20 protein-coding genes and 1 other RNA gene are annotated in these 20,444 nt (G+C 62.1%); 17 read left to right on the forward strand and 4 right to left on the reverse strand.

The genetic code is table 11. The features are described from left to right. Positions 1–125: 125 nt before the first annotated feature. From J3Q04_RS04860 to J3Q04_RS04870, 3 genes are all read left to right on the forward strand, one after another. Complete coding sequence (locus J3Q04_RS04860; RefSeq protein ID WP_420765432.1) at positions 126–743, forward strand: glutathione S-transferase N-terminal domain-containing protein; 618 nt, start codon at positions 126–128, stop codon at positions 741–743. A 16-nt stretch (positions 744–759) separates the two neighbouring features. Further along, entirely contained in the window at positions 760–1,173 is a 414-nt protein-coding gene (locus tag J3Q04_RS04865) for a ClpXP protease specificity-enhancing factor (protein ID WP_039591562.1), read from the forward strand. A 208-nt stretch (positions 1,174–1,381) separates the two neighbouring features. Beyond that, positions 1,382–1,588, forward strand: coding sequence for a nucleoid-structuring protein H-NS (locus tag J3Q04_RS04870; RefSeq protein ID WP_434611702.1), 207 nt, complete (start codon positions 1,382–1,384; stop codon positions 1,586–1,588). A gap of 79 nt (positions 1,589–1,667) precedes the next feature. On the opposite strand, the gene J3Q04_RS04875 is transcribed toward J3Q04_RS04870, so the two are convergent. From J3Q04_RS04875 to J3Q04_RS04890, 4 genes are all read right to left on the reverse strand, one after another. Further along, positions 1,668–2,246, reverse strand: coding sequence for a BON domain-containing protein (locus J3Q04_RS04875; protein ID WP_030139689.1), 579 nt, complete (start codon positions 2,244–2,246; stop codon positions 1,668–1,670). Next, on the reverse strand, positions 2,243–2,836 hold the full coding sequence (locus tag J3Q04_RS04880; protein ID WP_007928463.1) for a phosphoheptose isomerase: 594 nt from the start codon (positions 2,834–2,836) through the stop codon (positions 2,243–2,245). Before J3Q04_RS04880 ends, J3Q04_RS04875 begins: the two co-directional genes overlap by 4 nt. A 101-nt stretch (positions 2,837–2,937) precedes the next feature. After that, positions 2,938–3,300, reverse strand: coding sequence for a YraN family protein (locus J3Q04_RS04885; protein WP_420765431.1), 363 nt, complete (start codon positions 3,298–3,300; stop codon positions 2,938–2,940). After that, the gene (locus tag J3Q04_RS04890) at positions 3,300–5,111 is read right to left on the reverse strand and encodes a penicillin-binding protein activator (protein WP_434560529.1); all 1,812 of its coding nucleotides are present in this window, start codon (positions 5,109–5,111) and stop codon (positions 3,300–3,302) included. Before J3Q04_RS04890 ends, J3Q04_RS04885 begins: the two co-directional genes overlap by 1 nt. A gap of 345 nt (positions 5,112–5,456) precedes the next feature. Between J3Q04_RS04890 and rsmI the strand changes: the two genes are divergently transcribed. The 14 genes from rsmI to J3Q04_RS04960 all read left to right on the forward strand — a co-directional run bounded on the left by rsmI (position 5,457) and on the right by J3Q04_RS04960 (position 20,441). Beyond that, a complete protein-coding gene (rsmI, locus tag J3Q04_RS04895) occupies positions 5,457–6,329 on the forward strand; it encodes a 16S rRNA (cytidine(1402)-2'-O)-methyltransferase (RefSeq protein ID WP_420765429.1) in 873 nt (290 codons plus the stop codon). Between the two features lie 74 nt (positions 6,330–6,403). Further along, an RNA gene (gene rnpB / locus J3Q04_RS04900) (RNase P RNA component class A) lies at positions 6,404–6,757 on the forward strand. A 309-nt stretch (positions 6,758–7,066) separates the two neighbouring features. Beyond that, positions 7,067–7,522 (forward strand): division/cell wall cluster transcriptional repressor MraZ, encoded by a 456-nt coding sequence (gene mraZ / locus J3Q04_RS04905; protein ID WP_003205355.1) that lies wholly within the window; start codon positions 7,067–7,069, stop codon positions 7,520–7,522. Then, positions 7,519–8,466: a 16S rRNA (cytosine(1402)-N(4))-methyltransferase RsmH gene (rsmH, locus tag J3Q04_RS04910; RefSeq protein WP_420765428.1), complete on the forward strand. Its 948-nt coding sequence runs from the start codon at positions 7,519–7,521 to the stop codon at positions 8,464–8,466. Before mraZ ends, rsmH begins: the two co-directional genes overlap by 4 nt. Beyond that, entirely contained in the window at positions 8,463–8,756 is a 294-nt protein-coding gene (gene ftsL, locus J3Q04_RS04915) for a cell division protein FtsL (RefSeq protein ID WP_003178214.1), read from the forward strand. The genes rsmH and ftsL overlap by 4 nt, the downstream gene beginning before the upstream one ends. Continuing rightward, positions 8,756–10,495, forward strand: coding sequence for a peptidoglycan D,D-transpeptidase FtsI family protein (locus J3Q04_RS04920; RefSeq protein WP_420765650.1), 1,740 nt, complete (start codon positions 8,756–8,758; stop codon positions 10,493–10,495). The genes ftsL and J3Q04_RS04920 overlap by 1 nt, the downstream gene beginning before the upstream one ends. Further along, positions 10,495–11,958 (forward strand): UDP-N-acetylmuramoyl-L-alanyl-D-glutamate--2,6-diaminopimelate ligase, encoded by a 1,464-nt coding sequence (locus tag J3Q04_RS04925; protein ID WP_434607651.1) that lies wholly within the window; start codon positions 10,495–10,497, stop codon positions 11,956–11,958. The genes J3Q04_RS04920 and J3Q04_RS04925 overlap by 1 nt, the downstream gene beginning before the upstream one ends. Continuing rightward, positions 11,951–13,318, forward strand: a complete 1,368-nt coding sequence (locus J3Q04_RS04930) for a UDP-N-acetylmuramoyl-tripeptide--D-alanyl-D-alanine ligase (protein ID WP_434607649.1) — start codon at positions 11,951–11,953, stop codon at positions 13,316–13,318. The genes J3Q04_RS04925 and J3Q04_RS04930 overlap by 8 nt, the downstream gene beginning before the upstream one ends. Continuing rightward, complete coding sequence (mraY, locus tag J3Q04_RS04935) at positions 13,318–14,400, forward strand: phospho-N-acetylmuramoyl-pentapeptide-transferase (protein WP_053124966.1); 1,083 nt, start codon at positions 13,318–13,320, stop codon at positions 14,398–14,400. The genes J3Q04_RS04930 and mraY overlap by 1 nt, the downstream gene beginning before the upstream one ends. A 5-nt stretch (positions 14,401–14,405) precedes the next feature. After that, a complete protein-coding gene (gene murD / locus J3Q04_RS04940) occupies positions 14,406–15,752 on the forward strand; it encodes a UDP-N-acetylmuramoyl-L-alanine--D-glutamate ligase (RefSeq protein ID WP_434607647.1) in 1,347 nt (448 codons plus the stop codon). Beyond that, positions 15,749–16,966 carry a putative lipid II flippase FtsW gene (gene ftsW / locus J3Q04_RS04945; RefSeq protein ID WP_420765424.1) on the forward strand — a complete coding sequence of 406 codons (1,218 nt, stop codon included), beginning with the start codon at positions 15,749–15,751 and terminating at the stop codon, positions 16,964–16,966. The genes murD and ftsW overlap by 4 nt, the downstream gene beginning before the upstream one ends. Continuing rightward, positions 16,956–18,026 carry an undecaprenyldiphospho-muramoylpentapeptide beta-N-acetylglucosaminyltransferase gene (murG, locus tag J3Q04_RS04950; RefSeq protein ID WP_420765423.1) on the forward strand — a complete coding sequence of 357 codons (1,071 nt, stop codon included), beginning with the start codon at positions 16,956–16,958 and terminating at the stop codon, positions 18,024–18,026. The genes ftsW and murG overlap by 11 nt, the downstream gene beginning before the upstream one ends. Beyond that, positions 18,019–19,479, forward strand: a complete 1,461-nt coding sequence (gene murC, locus J3Q04_RS04955; RefSeq protein ID WP_420765422.1) for a UDP-N-acetylmuramate--L-alanine ligase — start codon at positions 18,019–18,021, stop codon at positions 19,477–19,479. Before murG ends, murC begins: the two co-directional genes overlap by 8 nt. Next, complete coding sequence (locus J3Q04_RS04960) at positions 19,476–20,441, forward strand: D-alanine--D-alanine ligase (RefSeq protein WP_420765421.1); 966 nt, start codon at positions 19,476–19,478, stop codon at positions 20,439–20,441. The genes murC and J3Q04_RS04960 overlap by 4 nt, the downstream gene beginning before the upstream one ends. Positions 20,442–20,444: the final 3 nt, after the last annotated feature.

A 20,444-nucleotide genomic window follows, 5' to 3' on the forward strand; every position in this document is an offset into this window, starting at 1 on the left:
GTGCGCGCCCAAGGGCGTCTCTGAAGGTGTAACGAGCCTGGTCGGCCAGGTGGTTACGGGAGACGTCCTCTGGGCGCGCTCGTTTTTCCGTTTTTCGATAATTTCAACAAGCGAGGAGGATCGCCATGGGCGTGACCAATCGGTTGGCCTGTTACTCCGACCCCGCCGACCACTATTCCCACCGGGTACGCATCGTACTGGCCGAGAAGGGTGTCAGCGCCGAGATCATCTACGTTGAAGCGGGACGTCAGCCGCCGAAGCTGATCGAGGTAAACCCTTACGGCAGCCTGCCAACGCTGGTCGATCGTGACCTGGCCTTGTGGGAGTCGACCGTGGTGATGGAATACCTGGATGAGCGTTATCCGCATCCGCCTTTGCTGCCGGTATACCCCGTCGCGCGTGCCAACAGTCGCTTGCTCATCCATCGCATCCAGCGTGACTGGTGCGGGTTGGTGGATCTGATCCTGGATCAGCGAACCAAGGAACCGGCACGGGTCGTGGCGCGTAAAGAACTGCGCGAAAGCCTGACGGGCGTGTCGCCGCTGTTTGTCGACAAGCCGTTTTTCCTCAGTGAGGAACAAAGTCTGGTGGATTGCTGCCTATTGCCCATACTCTGGCGTTTGCCGATCCTGGGTATCGAACTGCCGCGGCCCGCCAAGCCGCTGCTTGATTATATGGAGCGCCAATTTGCGCGTGAGGCTTTCCAGGCGAGTCTGTCTGCTGCCGAACGTGACATGCGCTAAGGCTTAGGGAGCCGCTATGAACTCCAGTCGACCTTATTTGGTCCGCGCGCTCTATGAGTGGATTGTGGACAACGATTGCACCCCGCACATGCTGGTCAATGCCGAGTATCCCTCGGTCCAGGTGCCGCAGGGTTTTGCCAACGACGGGCAGATTGTATTGAACGTATCGCCGGCCGCTGTGCGTCATCTGCACATGGATAATGATGCGGTCAGCTTCGAAGGGCGTTTTGGCGGGGTACCGCATACGCTTTATGTGCCGATTGCTTCGATCCTGGGGATTTATGCTCGGGAGAACGGGCAGGGCATGGTGTTCGAGTTGGAAGTGCCGTTGGATGGCGAAGAAGAGTTCGAGGCGGATGATGATATGCCGCCACCCGATGACGAACCGCCGCGGCCTAGTGGGCGTCCGAGCTTGAAGGTGGTGAAATAGCTGGCGGGTTTAGCAGTTTGCCGGCTAGTTGAGAAGAGTGCCCGTGTCGCGAGATGCGGGCGTTTTTTTGGTTGAGTGTGGTGTGTGTATCCGTTTCTTTGGTAACGGCTGCTTATGGTTCCGCCCTTACGGCGGGTCACTTTTTTCAGACGCCAAAAAAGTAACCAAAAAGGCTTTGCCCCACCACTCGGCACCTCGCCCAGGCGAGGTGTTCCCTCACTCCGGCCTTGCTCCGTGGGCCCGCCGCGAAGGGCCGTCCCTGGCCCAGCGCGGCTATCCCGGCATCCATGCCGGGATGCCCACTGCGCAAGGCCTGCGTTCGGCCATCGTGGTTAACGGGGCGTCGAAGATCAAAGTCCAAAGCAAAAGCAACGGCAAGAGCAAGAGCGAGAGCGAGAGCGAGCGGGCGCGCTGACCCCACCCCCCCCAACGACGCATAAAAAAACGGCGCTTTCCTTTCCAGGAAAAGCGCCGTTCTTGTGCGAGCATTTATATCAGTCGATGTACTCAAACAACTTCACAATCTTTTGTACCCCAGAGACACCCTGAACCAAATTGGTCGCCTGCGCAGCCTCCTGCTTGGTCAGCAGCCCCAGCAGATAGACAATCCCGTTCTCGGTCACGACCTTGATGCGCGACCCTGGAATGCTGGCGTCGGTCAGCATCTGCGTCTTGATCTTGGTCGTCAGCCAGGCATCGTTCTGGCGCGCCAGCAGGGAAGAGGGCTGCAAGACCTGCAATTCGTTATGCACGGTCTTGACCCGCTGCACGGCGCTGGCCTCCTGCTCGGCCTTGGCCTTGAGGTCGGCCCGTGGCGTCTGGCCGGCCAGCAGCACGACGCCGTTGAAGCTGGTGACGACGATGTGCGAATTGTTGTCCAGGTCCGGGTCGGCCTTGGCGATGTTCACGCCGACTTTGGTTTCGATCAGGGAGTCATCGATCTTGCTGCCGAAGGTGCGGGTGCCGCGGTCATCTTCGATCGGCTTTTCCCGGCTGGCGTTAACCACCGATGTGCAGCCGCTGATGCCGAGGCACAGGGTCAGGGCCAGAAGGCCTAGGCGATTAGGGGTCATTCTTCACTCCCGAACAGTTGGCTGTCGATCAAGTCGCAAAGGCAATGGATCGCCAGCAGGTGGACTTCCTGAATACGTGCGGTGACATTGGCCGGTACGCGAATCTCGACGTCTTCGGGCAAGAGCAAGGATGCCATGCCGCCGCCGTCGCGACCGGTCAATGCTACGACAATCATTTCGCGATCATGTGCGGCCTGGATCGCTTGAATAATATTGGCCGAGTTACCGCTGGTGGAAATCGCCAGAAGCACATCGCCGGGTTGGCCGAGGGCGCGGATCTGCTTGGAGAACACTTCGTTGTAGCTGTAATCGTTGGCGATCGAGGTGATCGTCGAGCTGTCGGTCGTCAATGCGATGGCCGGCAGGCTCGGGCGTTCGCGTTCGAAGCGGTTGAGCAGCTCCGATGAGAAGTGCTGGGCATCGCCGGCCGAACCGCCGTTGCCACACGAGAGCATCTTGCCTTCGTTGAGCAAGGCGTTGACCATCACTTGGCTGGCTTGCTCGATGTGTGGTGCAAGTACGTCCATCGCCTGTTGCTTGGTGTCGATACTGGCCTGAAAAAGCTGGCGGATTCGCGATTGCATGTCCATCTGTGTGACCTTAAGTAGCGCGACTTATCGGCACAAGCATGTGCGGCGCGCAAAGCAAAGAGCAAAAAAGTTGAATGAAGGTGTCCGGCCAGGCTGGGCGTTCAACTGTCGAAGGCGTTCTGCAGCCAGTTCAACTGGTCGGCGTTGCTGTCGATGGCGACCACGTCGAAGCGGCAGGGGTAATCGGCCCAGCGAGACTCGCGTTGCAGAAAGTACTGCGCGGCGAAAATCAGTTTCTGGCGCTTGCGCTCGTCGATGCTCTCGATCGCGCCGCCCCATTGGGTATTTTTTCTGTAGCGGACTTCGACGAATACTACTGTATCGCCGTCAAGCATGACCAGATCCAGCTCGCCGCGTTTACACAACCAGTTCTGTGCCAGCAGGCGCAGACCTTGTTGTTGCAGATGCGCGAGGGCTTGGCCCTCGGCATCCTTTCCGCTTTGCAAGTGTGATCGGTCAAGCATCAGCGCTGGGTGTCCGGCAGGCGCTGCACCTGGCCATTGATGAACTGGGCCCACGGCAATTGACGTTGCACGCGTTGGGTTGGCGAGATCGCCAGGCTGCCTGACAGGCCTTCGATGCGGCTGTCCGGAAGTGCCTTGAGCTGGCCCAGGCGTGGAGCGAGGCGATAGGCGTCGGCACCCATCGCATACAGTCGGCCCAGGCTGCCACCGGCCTGCGGCCATTGTGCAGTGACCTGCTGACGCAGTGGGTCGTTAGCGTCGAGCAGCCATGGCGTTTCACAGAAACGCACGCCATTCATGTCGTTGTACTGGTTCTGGTCGCCGCTGACGCTGAATACCGAAGACGTCGCATAGACCGGCACGTCGCCGGCGTACTGGAAGTTCAGGGTCGGCTTGATCTGCTGGGCCTGCTGCGGAGTCGATGCCAGGAAAATGAACTCGATGTCCTGGCGACGCGAAGGCTGGGCCGCTACTGCGGTGCCCACCGTGCTTTGCAGGCTCTTGGCGCGACCTTCGCTCTGGCGCAACTGGAACATGTCGGCGATCTGCTGGGCCAGTTGCACAGGCTGGTCGACACGCTCGATCGCAACGATGGTGCCGCCATTGGCCTGCCAGTCCTGGCTGAAGGCTTTCAATACCCGATCGCCCCATTCGCCTTTCGGCACCATGGCGGCGGCGCGATGCAGGCCGTCGGCGCGAGCACGACGGGATACTTCGCGGGCTTCATCTTCCGGGGCCAAGCCGAACTGGAAGAGTTGGGGTGGGCCCTGTTCGCCCTCGCTGTAGTTCAATGCCAGGGTGGTAATCGGCAATTGCGGGCGAAGGCTGATCTGCTTGACCAGTGGTTTTTCCAGCGGGCCGACCACCAGTTGTACGCCGTCGGCCTGGGCCTTGCGGTAGAACTCGTCCATGGAAGTCAGGCTGGCGCTGTCATAGACCTGAATGCTTGGCGGCTTCTGTCCGGCCTGTTGGGCCTGGTAGTGCGCAGCCATGAACCCTTCGCGCAGGGCTTTGGCAACCGAGGCCAGCGGGCCGTTCTGCGGCAGCAGCAAGGCGATCTTGCTCAGCGGCTGGCTTGCCAGCTCCTTGAGCTTGACGAGTGGCGTCGGCAGTTGAAGCGCGGCTGGGTGTTTCGGGTTTTGTTCGCGCCAGCTGTCGATGGCGGCCTGTTGTTGCTCCAGGGTGCCGGCGGTTTTCACCGCCTTGGCCAGGCTCAACCAGCCACCGAGGTCGTCGGTGGTGGTCGGTTGCAGTTGATCGGTAGGCAGCGAAGCGATCAGCGACCAGATCGCCTCGTGGTTTTTCGCCGCGGCTTCGCCTTCCAGCAACGGCGCGATAAAGATCCGCTCCTTGGCGGCCGCCAGGGTCTGGCCATCGGCTTCAAGGGCGCGAGCACGCACGGTGCCGGTGCGCACTTGCTGTTCCACCGGCATTTCGCCCAGGTGCTGCAGGCTTGGATGGCCCAGGGACGTCAGCGCTGCCTTGGGCTGGTTGCGGGTCATCGCCAGTTCGGCTGACAGCGTGCTGGCGAAAATCTGCTGGCCGGGCTTGAGTTGCTCCAGCGGCACTTGTTGCAGGATCTGTGCGGACTGGCCGGCATTGCCCTGGCGGTAGGCCAGGTCCGCAGCGCTCAGGCGCAGCAGGGCGGCTTTTTCCGGGTTTTTGCTTTGAGTGGCCTGTTCGAGCAATTGCTCGATACTGGCATCCGGGGTCCGTGGGAGTTCGCCAAGGCTGGACGAAGGCGAACTGGCGCAAGCCGCCAGGAGGGCAGCGAGGCAGAGGGCGGAGAGCAGCCGCAGGCAAGCGATCATGTAAGTGTTCCTGATACGAGATCAAATTAGCGTCGAATTGTACCCAAGCAGCGGCTGGGGCGCGATGTTAGTGGTGTGAATCGATCAATTTAGGTATTTCAAAGAGTGCGGCGCAGCATAAATCCGAGGGTGTCGATTCCCCGTGGCGAGGGAGCTTGCTCCCGCTGGGCCGCGCAGCGGCCCCAAAACCATTCAACACGGTACATCAGAATGTGGCTGTCAGATTTTTACGGCTGCTGCGCAGCCGAGCGGGAGCAAGCTCCCTCGCCACAACTGCTAATGTGACCGGCCGAGAATGGCGGCACACGCTACAATGGCGGTTTTTACCCTCATGAGGTGTGCGTTTTGACTGCTCCAGGTGCTTCGAATTCCGCTGCTGGCTCGCTTTTCGTGGTGGCGACGCCTATTGGCAACCTGGACGATATCAGCGCCCGTGCGCTGAAGATCCTGAAGGACGTCGCCCTTATCGCCGCTGAAGATACCCGTCACTCCCAGCGCTTGCTGCAGCATTTCGGCATTTCCACGCCGCTGGCCGCGTGTCATGAACATAACGAGCGGGACGAGGGCAGTCGTTTTATCACCCGGCTGCTGGCGGGCGATAACGTGGCGCTGATTTCTGATGCCGGCACGCCGCTGATTTCCGATCCGGGTTATCACCTGGTGCGCCAGGCTCGTGCTGCTGGCATCAATGTGGTGCCAGTACCCGGGGCGTGTGCGTTGATCGCGGCGCTGTCGGCGGCCGGCTTGCCGTCGGATCGATTTATCTTCGAGGGCTTTCTGCCAGCCAAGGCGGTGGGGCGACGAGCGCGCCTGGAAGCTATAAAGGAAGAGCCGCGCACATTGATCTTTTATGAAGCGCCGCACCGTATCCTTGAATGCCTCCAGGATATGGAGCTGGTGTTTGGTCCCGAGCGCCAGGCGTTGCTGGCGCGGGAGCTGACGAAAACCTTCGAGACGCTCAAGGGGCTGCCCTTGGCGCAATTGCGAGGTTTCGTCGAAAGCGACAGCAACCAACAGCGCGGTGAATGCGTTGTACTGGTGGCCGGGTGGACGCCGCCGGAAAGCGAAGACGCCGTAAGTGGCGAAGCGATGCGCGTCCTGGATCTGTTGTTAGAGGAAATGCCATTGAAACGTGCGGCGGCCCTCGCCGCGCAGATCACCGGCGAGCGCAAGAATGTGCTGTATCAGGTCGCGCTGCAAAAGCAGAAGGACCAATGAAACCGCCATGCCCGGCTGGCTGCGGGCTTTTAGCGCTTGTTCTTGAGGCGCTGTACCGTTAACCTTCGCGGCGGAGAGTCGATCGGACAGTCGCTGCCCTCTATGAAAATTAGGGGGGGGAGGAAAGTCCGGGCTCCATAGGGCGAAGTGCCAGGTAATGCCTGGGAGGCGTGAGCCTACGGAAAGTGCCACAGAAAATAACCGCCTAAGCGTTTCGGCGCCGGTAAGGGTGAAAAGGTGCGGTAAGAGCGCACCGCACGGCTGGCAACAGTTCGTGGCTAGGTAAACCCCACTTGGAGCAAGACCAAATAGGGTCCCAAGGCGTGGCCCGCGCTGGGACCGGGTAGGTTGCTAAAGATGTCCAGTGATGGCCATCGTAGACGAATGACTGTTCAAGACAGAACCCGGCTTACAGATCGACTCTCCACCTTTTTCCCTCCCTGCCGGAATCGCTGGCAGACGCAGTTCCTAATACCAAAAAAATCTTACTCTTAACAAATCACTTTAACTTGTGCGCGCAGCCCCCTGTACTGCCTCAGGTTGGAGCGAAATTTCCTACGTCAGATTCTTGTTGCCCCTCCTGAAACGCTCCTAAATCTCCGATCTATAAGGCTTTTCCTTCATTCCGCGCCTTGACGGTGCGGTGGGCGCATTCCTATAGTGTGCGCAAGTGGCGGAAAGTGGCATGAAGTGGGTTTTTTTGAAGGTAAAACGCCAAAAAGTGGAGAAACGCTGACGTGTTTCGCGGAGCTAACGCAATCAGTCTCGATGCAAAAGGCCGGCTCGCCATGCCCAGCCGGTATCGTGACGAGCTCGTTTCGCGAAGTTCGGGGCAGTTGATCGTCACGATCGACGCCGTTGACCCATGTTTGTGCGTCTACCCGCTGGATGAGTGGGAAATCATCGAAACCAAACTGCGCGCACTGCCTTCGCTACGTGAAGAAAACCGTCGTTTGCAGCGCTTGTTGATCGGTAATGCCGTTGATCTTGAGCTCGACGGCAGTGGTCGTTTCCTGGTCCCGCCGCGCCTGCGCGAATACGCCAAGCTGGACAAGCGCGCGATGCTGGTGGGCCAGCTGAACAAGTTCCAACTGTGGGACGAAGATGCCTGGAATGCGGTTTCTGCCGCCGACCTTGCTGCTATTCAACAACCGGGCGCCATGCCTGATGAACTGCGTGATTTGATCCTGTGACTATTGATAGCGGCTTTAACCACATCACCGTACTGCTTGACGAAGCCGTCGAGGCTCTCGCCGTACGTCCTGATGGGTGCTATCTGGATGGCACGTTCGGGCGTGGCGGGCACAGCCGATTGATCCTCAGCCAGTTGGGGCCTGATGGCCGGTTGCTGGGGTTCGACAAGGATCCTCAAGCGATTGCCACCGGGCAAGCGCTGGCGGCCGAAGACGGCCGCTTTGTCGTTGTGCAGCGCAGCTTTGCCGAGTTGGGTTCGGAAGTTGCCCAGCGTGGTTTGGCTGGCAAGATCAGCGGCGTGCTGCTGGACCTCGGCGTGTCCTCGCCGCAACTGGACGACCCGGAACGTGGCTTCAGTTTCCTCAATGACGGCCCGCTGGACATGCGCATGGATCCGTCCCGCGGCATCAGTGCCGCTGAGTTCGTCAACACCGCGCCCGTCGAAGAAATCGCCCGTGTCTTCAAGGAATACGGCGAGGAACGCTTTTCCGGCCGCATGGCGCGAGCCGTGGTCGAGCGTCGCGAGACCAAGCCATTCGAGCGCACCGGTGACCTGGCCGAAGTGCTGAAGGTTGCCAACCCTGCGTGGGAGAAGGGCAAAAATCCAGCGACTCGCGCCTTCCAGGGCCTGCGTATCCATGTCAATAATGAGTTGGGTGATCTTGAGGCTGGCCTCGAGGCCGCCCTTGAGGCGCTGGAGATCGGTGGCCGGTTGGTGGTGATCAGCTTCCACTCCCTGGAAGACCGCATCGTCAAGTTGTTCATGCGCAAACTCACCAAAGGCGAAGCCGACAACCTGCCGCGCAACCTGCCGGTGCGTTTCGAGGCTTTCGTACCGAAAATCAAGATCCATGGCAAAGCGCAGTTCGCCTCCGAGGCCGAACTCAAGGCCAACCCGCGTGCCCGTAGTGCTGTCATGCGTGTCGCGGAGAAGCTGCGGTGAGCAAGCTCTTCGCCAAGCCCCTGCCGGGCGGCAGCTTTTTCATGCTGCTGCTGTTCATCGGCGTGCTCGTCTCGGCCATCGCCGTGTCTTACAGCGCGCACTGGAACCGCCAGTTGCTCAACACCCTTTATAACGAACTGAGCGTGCGCGACAAGGCGCAGGCTGAGTGGGGCCGGCTGATCCTGGAGCAGAGCACCTGGACCGCCCATAGCCGTATCGAGGTATTGGCCACCGAACAATTGAAGATGCGCATCCCCGGCGCCGCCGAAGTGCAGATGGTGGCGCCATGATGAAGCTCGAAGGGGCACTTTTCCCGTGGCGGTTCCGTCTGGTCCTGGGCTTGCTCGGGATCATGGTCGCAGCGATCGCGTGGCGCATCATCGACCTGCAAGTCGTCGACCGCGACTTCCTCAAGGAGCAGGGCGATGCCCGCAGCGTGCGTCATATTCCGATCCCGGCCCACCGTGGCCTGATCACTGACCGCAACGGTGAACCCCTGGCCGTTAGCACCCCGGTGACCACTCTGTGGGCCAACGCCAAGGAAATGCAGCAGGCCAAGGAAAAGTGGCCGGCGTTGGCCGCCGCCCTCGGCCAGGATCCCAAGGCTTTGGCCGAGCGCCTTGAAGCCCAGGCCAATAAAGAATTCATCTACCTGGTGCGCGGGTTGACGCCCGAGCAAGGCCAGAGTGTGCTCGACCTGAAAGTACCTGGTGTCTATGGCATCGAAGAGTTCCGGCGTTTCTACCCGGCCGGAGAAGTCACCGCCCACATGGTCGGGTTTACCGACATCGATGACCGGGGCCGAGAAGGTGTCGAGCTGGCCTATGACGAATGGCTGGCCGGGGTTGCCGGCAAGCGCCAGGTCATCAAGGATCGGCGCGGCAGGCTGATCAAGGATGTCCAAGTCACTAAAAACGCCAAGGCCGGTAAGCCCTTGGCGTTGTCCATTGACCTGCGTCTGCAATACCTGGCCAACCGCGAGCTGCGCAATGCCATCGTCGAGAACGGCGCCAAGGCCGGCAGCCTGGTGATCATGGACGTCAAGACCGGCGAGATCCTCGCCATGGTCAACCAGCCGACCTACAACCCGAACAACCGCCGTAACCTGCAACCGGCGATGATGCGTAACCGCGCAATGATCGACGTCTTCGAGCCGGGTTCGACCATGAAGGCCGTGTCCATGGCCGCCGCCCTGGAAACCGGGCGCTGGAAACCGGGTGACACCGTCGAGGTGTATCCGGGGACGTTGCAGATCGGCAAATACACCATTCGCGACGTGTCCAAGACTGAAGGCCCGGTGCTCGACCTGACCGGCATCCTGATCAATTCCAGTAACGTGGGCATGAGCAAGATCGCCTTCGATATCGGTGGCGAGGCGATCTATCGCCTGGCCCAGAAAATCGGCCTCGGCCAGGACACCGGCCTGGGCTTCCCGGGCGAGCGCGTCGGCAACCTGCCCAACTACCGTGAATGGCGCAAGGCCGAAACCGCCACGTTGTCCTATGGCTATGGTGTTTCGGTGACGGCGATCCAGCTTGTCCACGCCTTCTCGGCGCTGGCCAACAATGGGCGGATCGCACCGCTGACCCTGGTCAAGACCGACAAGGCGCCGCAAACCACCCAAGTGATTCCGGAAGACGTCGCCAAGACGATGCAAGGCATGCTGCAACAGGTGATCGAGGCGCCGCGTGGTGTCTATCGTGCCCAAGTGCCCGCCTACCATGTTGCCGGCAAGTCGGGTACGGCGCGCAAGACGTCCGTGGGTACCAAGGGCTATGCCGAGAATTCCTACCGTTCGCTGTTCGCCGGCTTCGGTCCGATGAGCGACCCGCGCTACGCCATCGTGGTGGTTATCGACGAACCGAGCAAGGCAGGCTACTTCGGTGGCCTGGTCTCTGCGCCGGTGTTCAGCAAAGTGATGTCCGGCACCCTGCGCCTGATGAACATTACCCCGGATAATCTGCCGCCGACCCAGCAGGCGAGTACCGCCCCGGTCGTTCCCTTGAAAGCCGACGGAGGGCGTGGCTGATGTCCCTGAGCCTGAACAAGATTTTTGCCCATGCCGGTCATGACCTGCTGATTCGCGAGCTGGCGCTGGACAGTCGCGACGTGCGTGCCGGGGACCTGTTCCTGGCGGTGCCGGGCGCCCGTGTTGATGGCCGCGACCATATCGCTGATGCCTTGAAACGCGGTGCGGCTGCCGTGGCCTATGAAGTGAACGGCGCGACCGTGCTGCCGATCACCGATGTCCCGCTGATTCCGGTCAAGGGCCTGGTGGCGCAGTTGTCGGATATCGCCGGGCGTTTTTATGGCGAGCCGAGCCGTCACCTGAACCTGATCGGCGTGACCGGCACCAACGGCAAGACCAGCGTGACGCAACTGGTGGCACAGGCGCTCGACTTGCTCGGACAGCATTGTGGCATCGTGGGGACGCTGGGCAACGGTTTCCACGGGGCGCTGAAAAGCGGGCTGCACACCACGCCAAACCCGATCGCCGTGCAGGCGACCCTGGCCGACCTGAAGAAGGCTGGCGCCAAGGCCGTCGCGATGGAGGTTTCCTCCCATGGCCTCGATCAAGGTCGCGTCACCGCGTTGGCCTTCGACGTTGCCGTGCTCACCAACCTGTCGCGCGATCACCTGGACTACCACGGCACGATGCAGGCCTACGGCGAGGCCAAGGCCAAGCTGTTTGCCTGGAACAACCTGAAATGCCGGGTTATCAATGTCGATGACGAATTCGGCCGCCAGCTGGCCGCCGAGAGTCGCGAGTCGCGGTTGATCACCTACAGCCTCGAAGATGCAGGCGCCTACCTTTATGTACGCCAGGCACAGTTCGACGACGAAGGCGTTCGTGCCACGTTGGTCACGCCCCAGGGCGAACACCATCTGCGCAGCACGTTGCTGGGCCGCTTCAACCTGAGCAATGTATTGGCCGCCATCGGGGCCTTGCTCGGGCTGGACTACGCGCTGGATGAAATTCTCAAGGTATTGCCAAAACTCGAGGGCCCGGCCGGGCGCATGCAGCGCTTGGGCGGAGGCACCCAGCCACTGGTGGTGGTCGATTACGCCCATACGCCAGACGCGCTGGAGAAAGTCCTCACGGCGCTGCGTCCTCACGCCAAGGGTCGGCTGCTGTGCCTGTTCGGCTGTGGCGGCGACCGTGACCGTGGCAAACGTCCGCTGATGGCGCAAGTCGTGGAGCGGCTGGCCGATGGAGTACTCGTCACTGACGATAACCCGCGCAGCGAAGACCCCTCGCGGATCTTCGACGATATTCGCGCCGGTTTCTCGGGGCAGGATAACGTCACTTTCGTGGCCGGACGCGGCCAGGCCATTGCGCAATTGATTGCCAGTGCTTCGGCGGATGACGTCATCGTCCTGGCCGGCAAGGGCCACGAGGACTATCAGGAAATCAACGGCGAACGCCATGCGTTCTCCGACTTGGTGGAAGCCGATCACGCCCTGACCGCATGGGAGGTGGCCCATGCTTAAGGCCTTGAAACTCAGCGAGCTGACCAACGCCCTGAATGCGCGCCTGATCGCGGCGGACGCCACGTTCAACGGCGTCAGCATCGACAGCCGGGCGATTGCGCCGGGCCAATTGTTTGTCGCCCTGGCCGGGCCGCGTTTCGACGGCCACGATTATCTGAACGAAGTGGCTGGCAAAGGCGCGGTCGCGGCGTTGGTCGAGCGCGAAGTCACCAACAGCACGCTGCCGCAACTGCTGGTCAGCGACACCCGCCAGGCCCTGGGCCAGCTCGGCGCGTTGAATCGCGCGGCGTTCACCAACCCGGTCGCAGCCATCACCGGCTCCAGCGGCAAGACCACGGTCAAGGAAATGCTCGCCAGCATCCTGCGCACGCGCGGCCCGGTATTGGCGACCCGTGGCAACCTGAACAACGACCTCGGTGTACCGCTGACGCTGCTTGAGCTGGCGCCGGAGCACAGCGCCGCCGTCATTGAACTCGGTGCTTCGCGGCTCGGCGAGATTGCCTACACCGTGGGCATGACCAAGCCCCACGTGGCGGTGCTCAACAACGCCGGGACCGCCCACGTGGGTGAGTTCGGCGGCCCGGAAAAGATCGTCGAGGCCAAGGGCGAGATCATCGAGGGGTTGGCTGCCGATGGCGTCGCCGTGCTGAATCTCGACGACAAGGCCTTCGAAATCTGGAAAACCCGGGCGGGCGAGCGCAAGGTGCTGACCTTTGCCTTGAGCAACCTCGCCGCGAACTTCTACGCCAGCGACCTGGACCGCGATGCTCGCGGGTGCCCGGCCTTCAACCTCCACAGCCCCGACGGGGCCGAGCGCGTGCAGTTGAACCTGCTCGGCACCCATAACGTTGCCAACGCCCTGGCCGCCGCCGCCGCCGCCCATGCCCTGGGTGTTTCGTTGCCAGGCATCGCCGCGGGATTGAACGCGGTGCAACCGGTCAAGGGACGCACCGTCGCCCAACTGGCGAGCAACGGCATGCGCGTCATCGATGACACCTACAACGCTAACCCGACGTCGATGTGCGCGGCCGTGGACATCCTTGCCGGTTTCTCCGGCCGCACCGTGCTGGTGCTCGGCGATATCGGCGAATTGGGTGAGTGGGCGCAGCAAGGCCACCATGATGTCGGCGCGTATGCCCGCGGCAAGGTCGATGCGTTGTACGCCGTTGGCCCGATGATGGCCCATGCGGTATCGGCGTTTGGCGAGCAGGCACAGCATTTCACCACCCAGGCCGAGTTGATCCAGGCCCTGGGTGCCGAGCAAGACCCGAACACCACCTTATTGATCAAGGGCTCACGCAGTGCGGCGATGGAAAACATCGTTGCGGCTTTGTGCGGCACCCGTATGGAGAAACATTAATGCTGCTGCTGCTAGCGGAGTACCTGCAACAGTTCCACAAAGGCTTCGCGGTCTTCCAGTACCTGACCCTGCGCGGGATCCTGGGTGTGCTGACCGCGCTGTCGTTGTCGCTGTTCCTGGGCCCGTGGATGATCCGCACCTTGCAGAACCTGCAGATCGGCCAGTCGGTCCGCAACGACGGTCCGCAATCGCACCTGTCCAAGTCCGGTACCCCGACCATGGGCGGCGCGTTGATTCTCTCGTCCATCGGCATCAGCACCTTGCTCTGGGCCGACCTGGCGAACCGCTATGTCTGGGTCGTGTTGCTGGTGACCCTGTTCTTCGGCGCCATCGGCTGGGTAGACGACTACCGCAAGGTCATCGAGAAGAATTCCCGTGGGCTGCCAAGCCGCTGGAAATATTTCTGGCAGTCGGTGTTCGGCCTCGGCGCGGCGATCTTCCTTTATATGACTGCCGCTTCGCCGGTGGAAACCACCCTGATCCTGCCAATGCTCAAGGACTACAGCATCCCGCTGGGCGCTGGCTTCATCGTGCTGACCTACCTGGTCATCGTTGGATCGAGCAACGCGGTCAACCTCACCGATGGCCTCGACGGCCTGGCGATCATGCCGACGGTCATGGTTGGCGGCGCGCTGGGGATCTTCTGCTACCTGTCGGGCAACGTGAAATTCGCCGAATACCTGCTGATCCCTTATGTACCGGGCGCGGGCGAGCTGATCGTGTTCTGCGGCGCGCTGATCGGTGCCGGCCTGGGTTTCCTTTGGTTCAACACCTACCCGGCGCAAGTCTTCATGGGTGACGTCGGCGCGTTGGCGCTGGGCGCGGCCCTGGGCACCATTGCCGTCATCGTTCGCCAGGAAATCGTCCTGTTCATCATGGGCGGTGTGTTCGTGATGGAGACCCTGTCAGTTGTCATTCAGGTTGCTTCCTTTAAATTGACCGGCCGCCGCGTATTCCGCATGGCGCCGATCCACCACCACTTTGAACTCAAGGGCTGGCCCGAGCCGCGCGTGATCGTCCGTTTCTGGATCATCACCGTGATTCTGGTGCTGATCGGCCTTGCCACCCTGAAGCTGAGGTAGAACGAGTGTCCCTGATCGCTTCTGACCACTTCCGCATCGTTGTCGGCCTCGGCAAGAGCGGCATGTCCCTGGTTCGCTTCCTGGCGAACCGGGGCGTGTCGTTTGCCGTGGCCGATACGCGGGAAAATCCGCCTGAGCTGGCCACGCTGCGCCGTGACTATCCGCAGGTGGACGTGCGTTGTGGCGAGCTGGACGTCGAGTTCCTGTGCCGCGCCGATGAGCTCTACGTGAGCCCCGGCCTGGCCCTGGCGACTCCGGCGCTGCAGGCTGCGGCTGCCCGAGGCGTGAAACTGTCCGGCGACATCGAGCTGTTCGCCCGCAACGCGAAGGCGCCGATTGTCGCCATCACCGGCTCCAACGCGAAAAGCACCGTCACCACTCTGGTCGGTGAAATGGCCGCGGCGGCCGGCAAGCGCGTCGCGGTGGGCGGCAACCTGGGGACCCCGGCCCTGGACCTGCTCGGCGATGACATCGAGCTGTATGTCATGGAACTGTCGAGCTTCCAGCTTGAGACCACCGACCATCTCGGCGCCGAAGTGGCGACGGTGCTCAACATCAGCGAAGACCACATGGACCGCTACAGCGGCCTGCCGGCGTATCACCTGGCCAAGCACCGGGTTTTCCGTGGCGCCCGCCAGGTCGTGTTCAACCGCCAGGACGCGTTGACCCGTCCGCTGATGGGCGAAGGGCTGCCGTGCTGGACCTTCGGCTTGGGTGTTCCGGATTTCAAAGGCTTCGGCTTGCGTGAAGAGAACGGCGAAAAATACCTCGCTTTCCAATTCCAGAACCTGATGCCAGTGCGTGAGTTGAAAATCCGCGGCGCCCACAACCAGGCCAATGCCCTTGCGGCGCTGGCCCTGGGCCACGCGGTCGGTCTGCCGTTCGACGCCATGCTCTCGGCCTTGCGCCAGTTCGCAGGGCTGGAACACCGCTGCCAATGGGTGCGCGATCTGGATGGCGTGGCCTGGTACAACGATTCCAAGGCCACCAATGTCGGTGCCGCGCTGGCGGCCATCGAAGGCCTGGGCGCGGACATCGACGGCAAGCTCGTGCTGATCGCCGGTGGTGACGGCAAGGGCGCCGACTTCAAGGACCTGCGCGGCCCCGTGACCGCCAATTGCCGTGCCGTGGTGCTGATGGGCCGCGACCGCGAACTGATCGCCCAGGCGTTGGGCGATGCGGTGCCGCTGGTTCGTGTCGCTTCGCTGGATGAGGCAGTGCAGCAATGCCGCGCCCTCGCGCAAGCGGGCGATGCCGTCCTGTTGTCGCCGGCCTGCGCCAGTTTCGACATGTTCAAGAACTACGAAGAGCGCGGGCGCCAGTTCGCCCAGGCCGTGGAGGACTTGGCATGAGCTTGCTGAACATCATCAAGCCGTACCCGTCGCCGCTGATCACCGGCCGTGGCATCGACCTCGATTTCCCGATGCTCGCCGGTTGCCTGGCATTGCTCGGCCTGGGCCTGGTGATGATCACCTCTGCGTCGTCGGAAGTGGCTGCCGTTCAGTCGGGCAACACGCTTTACCACATGATCCGCCATCTGATTTACCTGGTGATCGGCCTGGGTGCCTGCATCGTGACCATGATGGTGCCGATCGCCACTTGGCAACGCTTGGGCTGGATGATGCTGTTGGGGGCCTTCGGCCTGCTGGTCATGGTGTTGGTGCCGGGCATCGGCCGCGAGGTCAACGGCTCGATGCGCTGGATCGGGTTCAGTTTTTTCAACGTCCAGCCTTCGGAAATCGCCAAGGTCTTCGTGGTGATTTTCCTTGCCGGTTACCTGGTGCGTCGCCAGAAGGAAGTGCGCGAAAGCTGGATGGGCTTCTTCAAGCCATTCATCGTGTTGCTGCCCATGGCAGGCCTGTTGCTGATGGAGCCGGACTTCGGCGCCACGGTAGTGATGATGGGCGCGGCTGCGGCGATGCTGTTTCTCGGTGGGGTCGGGCTGTTCCGCTTCATCCTGATGGTGGCGCTGGCCGTGGCGGCGGTGACCGTGCTGGTGCAGGCACAACCGTATCGAATGGCGCGTCTGATCACGTTTACCGATCCGTGGGCCGACCAGTTCGGTTCCGGCTATCAACTGACCCAGGCCTTGATCGCCTTCGGCCGTGGCGAGTGGCTGGGCGTGGGCTTGGGCAACAGTGTGCAGAAGCAGTTCTATCTGCCGGAAGCGCATACCGACTTCGTGTTTTCGGTACTGGCCGAAGAACTCGGCGTCGTGGGCTCCTTGTGCACCGTTGCACTGTTCGTGTTCGTCTGCGTGCGCGGCATGTACATCGGCTTGTGGGCCGAGAAGGCCAAGCAGTTCTTCGCCGCGTATGTGGCGTATGGCCTGTCGTTCCTGTGGATCGGCCAGTTCCTGATCAACATCGGCGTGAACGTCGGCCTGTTGCCGACCAAGGGCCTGACGCTGCCGTTCCTCAGTTATGGCGGCAGCTCCCTGGTGATCTGCTGTGCCTGTCTTGGCCTGTTGCTGCGCATCGAATGGGAGAGCCGAACCCACTTGGGCAGCGAAGAGATGGAATTCCAGGAGAGCGACTTCGCCGAGGAGCCGACTCATGGGCGCTAACGTGCTGATCATGGCGGGCGGTACCGGCGGGCATGTGTTCCCGGCGCTGGCCTGTGCCCGGGAGTTCCAGGCGCGCGGCTACACCGTGCATTGGCTGGGTACGCCACGGGGCATCGAGAATGAGTTGGTGCCCGCCGCTGGCCTGGAGCTGCACCGGATCAATGCCAGCGGCCTGCGGGGCAAAGGCAAGCTGTCGCTGCTCAAGGCGCCGCTGATGCTGCTCAAGTCGGTCTGGCAGGCGCGGGCGATCATTCGTCGGCTGCGGCCGGTGTGCGTGGTCGGTTTTGGTGGCTATGTGACCGGCCCCGGCGGTGTTGCGGCAAAACTGGCCGGTGTGCCGGTGATCGTCCACGAGCAGAATGCCGTGGCCGGTACCGCCAATCGGTTATTGGTGCCGTTGGCCGCCCGGGTATGTGAAGCCTTCCCGGACACCTTTACCCTGTCGGGCAGCCGTCGCACCACGGGTAATCCCGTGCGTACGGAGCTGTTCCTCGCTGCACCGCGCCCGGCCCTGGCCGGACGCAAGGCGCGTTTGCTGGTCCTGGGCGGAAGCCTGGGGGCCGAACCGTTGAACAAGCTGCTGCCCGAAGCCCTGTCGCAGGTTGCCCCCGAACTGCGGCCGGAAGTGTTTCACCAGGCCGGCAAAAACCACGATGAAGTGACTGCCGAACGCTATCGCGCCGCTGGCGTCGAGGCGCAAGTGCAGCCCTTCATCAAAGACATGGCCCAGGCCTATGGCTGGGCCGACCTGGTGGTCTGTCGCGCAGGCGCGCTGACCATCAGTGAACTGGCTGCCGCCGGTCTGCCCTCGATGCTGGTGCCTTTGCCCCATGCCATCGACGATCACCAGACTCGCAACGCCGATTATTTGGCCCGTGAAGGCGCTGCCTTCCTGATGCCGCAAAGAACGACTGGCGCCGCGGATCTTGCCGCGCGCCTGACAGAGGTCTTGATGCAGCCGCAAACACTCGAAGACATGGCTCGCGCCGCGCGCCGCCTGGCCAAACCCGATGCCACGGCCCAAGTGGTCGACACCTGCCTGGAGGTGGCCCATGGTTGAGAATCGCAAAGCCATGCCACAACCGGAAATGCGCCGCATCCGTCGCATCCACTTCGTCGGTATCGGCGGCGTGGGCATGTGCGGGATCGCCGAGGTGTTGCTGAACCTGGGTTACCAGGTCTCGGGTTCCGACCTGAAGGCTTCCCCGGTCACCGAACGCCTGGAATCGTTCGGTGCGCAGATCTTTATCGGCCACCGTGCCGAGAACGCCGCCAATGCCGACGTGCTGGTGGTGTCCAGCGCCGTGAACACCTCCAACCCGGAGGTTGCCACCGCCCTGGAACGTCGTATTCCCGTGGTGCCACGGGCCGAGATGCTGGCCGAGCTGATGCGTTATCGCCACGGCATCGCCGTCGCCGGCACCCACGGCAAGACCACCACCACCAGCCTGATCGCCTCGGTGTTCGCCGCCGGTGGCCTGGACCCGACCTTTGTGATCGGTGGTCGCCTGAATGCCGCGGGCACCAATGCCCAACTGGGCACCAGCCGCTACCTGATCGCCGAAGCCGACGAGAGCGATGCGAGTTTCCTGCACCTGCAACCGCTGGTGGCCGTGGTGACCAACATCGACGCCGACCACATGGCGACCTACGACGGCGACTTCAACAAACTGAAGAAAACCTTCGTCGAGTTCCTCCACAACCTGCCGTTCTATGGTTTGGCCGTGGTGTGCCTGGACGACCCGGTGGTTCGTGAAATCCTGCCACTGATCAAGCGCCCAACCGTGACCTACGGCTTTGGGGAAGAAGCCGATGTGCGCGCCATCAATGTGCGCCAGAAGGGCATGCAGACCTTCTTCACCGTGTTGCGTCCCGACCGCGAGCCGTTGGACGTCTCGGTGAACATGCCCGGCAACCACAACGTGCTCAATGCCTTGGCCACCATCTGCATAGCCACCGACGAAGGCGTCAGCGACGAAGCCATCGTCCAGGGCTTGTCGGGCTTCCAGGGCGTGGGCCGACGTTTTCAGGTCTACGGCGAGCTGCCGGTGGACGGCGGTAACGTGATGCTGGTGGACGATTACGGCCACCACCCGACCGAAGTCGCGGCGGTGATCAAGGCCGTGCGCGGTGGCTGGCCGGAGCGGCGTCTGGTGATGGTCTATCAACCGCACCGGTACAGCCGCACCCGCGACCTGTACGACGATTTTGTCCAGGTCCTGGCCGATGCCAACGTGCTGCTGTTGATGGAAGTCTATCCGGCGGGCGAAGAGCCGATCCCCGGCGCCGACAGCCGCCAGCTGTGCCACAGCATCCGCCAGCGTGGCCAGTTGGACCCGATCTACATCGACCGTGGCGTGGACCTCGCGCCGCTGGTCAAGCCATTGCTGCGCGCTGGGGACATCCTGCTGTGCCAGGGCGCGGGTGACATCGGTGGCCTGGCCCCGAAATTGTTGAATAGTCCGTTATTCGCCGGAGCCATCGTGGCCTCCAGCGAGGGGAAACTGAAATGACTGCTGCATACGCCAACCTGGCCTCGACCCTTGACCCGAAAGCCTTCGGCCGCGTCGCCGTGCTGTTCGGCGGCAAGAGTGCCGAGCGCGAGGTGTCCCTCAAGTCCGGTAACGCCGTGTTGCAAGCCTTGCAGAGCGCTGGCGTCGACGCCTTCGGCATCGACGTGGGCGACGATTTCCTGCAGCGCCTGCTGAGCGAAAAAATCGACCGTGCGTTCATCATTCTCCACGGTCGCGGCGGCGAAGACGGCAGCATGCAAGGGCTGCTCGAATGCCTGGGCATTCCCTACACCGGCAGCGGCATCCTCGCGTCGGCCCTGGCGATGGACAAGCTGCGCACCAAGCAGGTCTGGCACAGCCTCGGCATTCCGACGCCGCGTCACGCCGTGCTCGCCAGCGAGGCCGATTGTATTTCGGCGGCCACGGAACTGGGCTTTCCTTTGATCGTCAAACCGGCCCATGAAGGTTCCAGTATTGGCATGGCGAAAGTGAATTCGCTGCCTGAGTTGACCGCAGCCTGGAAGGACGCCAGTTCCTACGATTCGCAAGTGTTGGTCGAGCAATGGATCACCGGTCCGGAGTTCACCATCGCCACCCTGCGTGATCAGGTGTTGCCCCCGATTGCCCTGGGCACGCCCCACACGTTCTACGACTACGACGCCAAATACATCGCCAATGACACCCAGTACCGCATCCCCTGTGGGCTGGATGCCGCCAAGGAAAAAGAACTGATGGACCTCACGGCCAAGGCCTGTGAGGCGCTGGGCATCGCCGGTTGGGGCCGGGCGGACGTGATGCAGGACGCCGATGGGCAGTTCTGGTTCCTGGAAGTCAACACCGCCCCCGGCATGACCGATCACAGCCTGGTGCCGATGGCGGCGCGTGCCGCCGGCCTGGATTTCCAGCAACTGGTGCTGGCGATCCTGGCTGCCAGTGTCGGCCATCAAGAGCCAAGAGGTTAAGCC

Source organism: Pseudomonas sp. D4-21 (genome assembly GCF_051132125.1).
In the GTDB taxonomy this organism is placed as follows: domain Bacteria; phylum Pseudomonadota; class Gammaproteobacteria; order Pseudomonadales; family Pseudomonadaceae; genus Aquipseudomonas.

What these genes read in the sequence shown, in the direction of transcription:
- J3Q04_RS04960 (WP_420765421.1), top strand. Translation starts at nt 19,476, where the DNA reads ATGACTGCTGCATACGCCAACCTGGCCTCGACCCTTGACCCGAAAGCC.
- J3Q04_RS04875 (WP_030139689.1), bottom strand. Translation starts at nt 2,246, where the DNA reads ATGACCCCTAATCGCCTAGGCCTTCTGGCCCTGACCCTGTGCCTCGGC.
- J3Q04_RS04865 (WP_039591562.1), top strand. Translation starts at nt 760, where the DNA reads ATGAACTCCAGTCGACCTTATTTGGTCCGCGCGCTCTATGAGTGGATT.
- J3Q04_RS04890 (WP_434560529.1), bottom strand. Translation starts at nt 5,111, where the DNA reads ATGATCGCTTGCCTGCGGCTGCTCTCCGCCCTCTGCCTCGCTGCCCTC.
- murC (WP_420765422.1), top strand. Translation starts at nt 18,019, where the DNA reads ATGGTTGAGAATCGCAAAGCCATGCCACAACCGGAAATGCGCCGCATC.
- J3Q04_RS04930 (WP_434607649.1), top strand. Translation starts at nt 11,951, where the DNA reads ATGCTTAAGGCCTTGAAACTCAGCGAGCTGACCAACGCCCTGAATGCG.
- J3Q04_RS04925 (WP_434607651.1), top strand. Translation starts at nt 10,495, where the DNA reads ATGTCCCTGAGCCTGAACAAGATTTTTGCCCATGCCGGTCATGACCTG.
- ftsW (WP_420765424.1), top strand. Translation starts at nt 15,749, where the DNA reads ATGAGCTTGCTGAACATCATCAAGCCGTACCCGTCGCCGCTGATCACC.
- J3Q04_RS04920 (WP_420765650.1), top strand. Translation starts at nt 8,756, where the DNA reads ATGAAGCTCGAAGGGGCACTTTTCCCGTGGCGGTTCCGTCTGGTCCTG.
- murG (WP_420765423.1), top strand. Translation starts at nt 16,956, where the DNA reads ATGGGCGCTAACGTGCTGATCATGGCGGGCGGTACCGGCGGGCATGTG.
- J3Q04_RS04885 (WP_420765431.1), bottom strand. Translation starts at nt 3,300, where the DNA reads ATGCTTGACCGATCACACTTGCAAAGCGGAAAGGATGCCGAGGGCCAA.
- J3Q04_RS04860 (WP_420765432.1), top strand. Translation starts at nt 126, where the DNA reads ATGGGCGTGACCAATCGGTTGGCCTGTTACTCCGACCCCGCCGACCAC.
- mraY (WP_053124966.1), top strand. Translation starts at nt 13,318, where the DNA reads ATGCTGCTGCTGCTAGCGGAGTACCTGCAACAGTTCCACAAAGGCTTC.
- J3Q04_RS04880 (WP_007928463.1), bottom strand. Translation starts at nt 2,836, where the DNA reads ATGGACATGCAATCGCGAATCCGCCAGCTTTTTCAGGCCAGTATCGAC.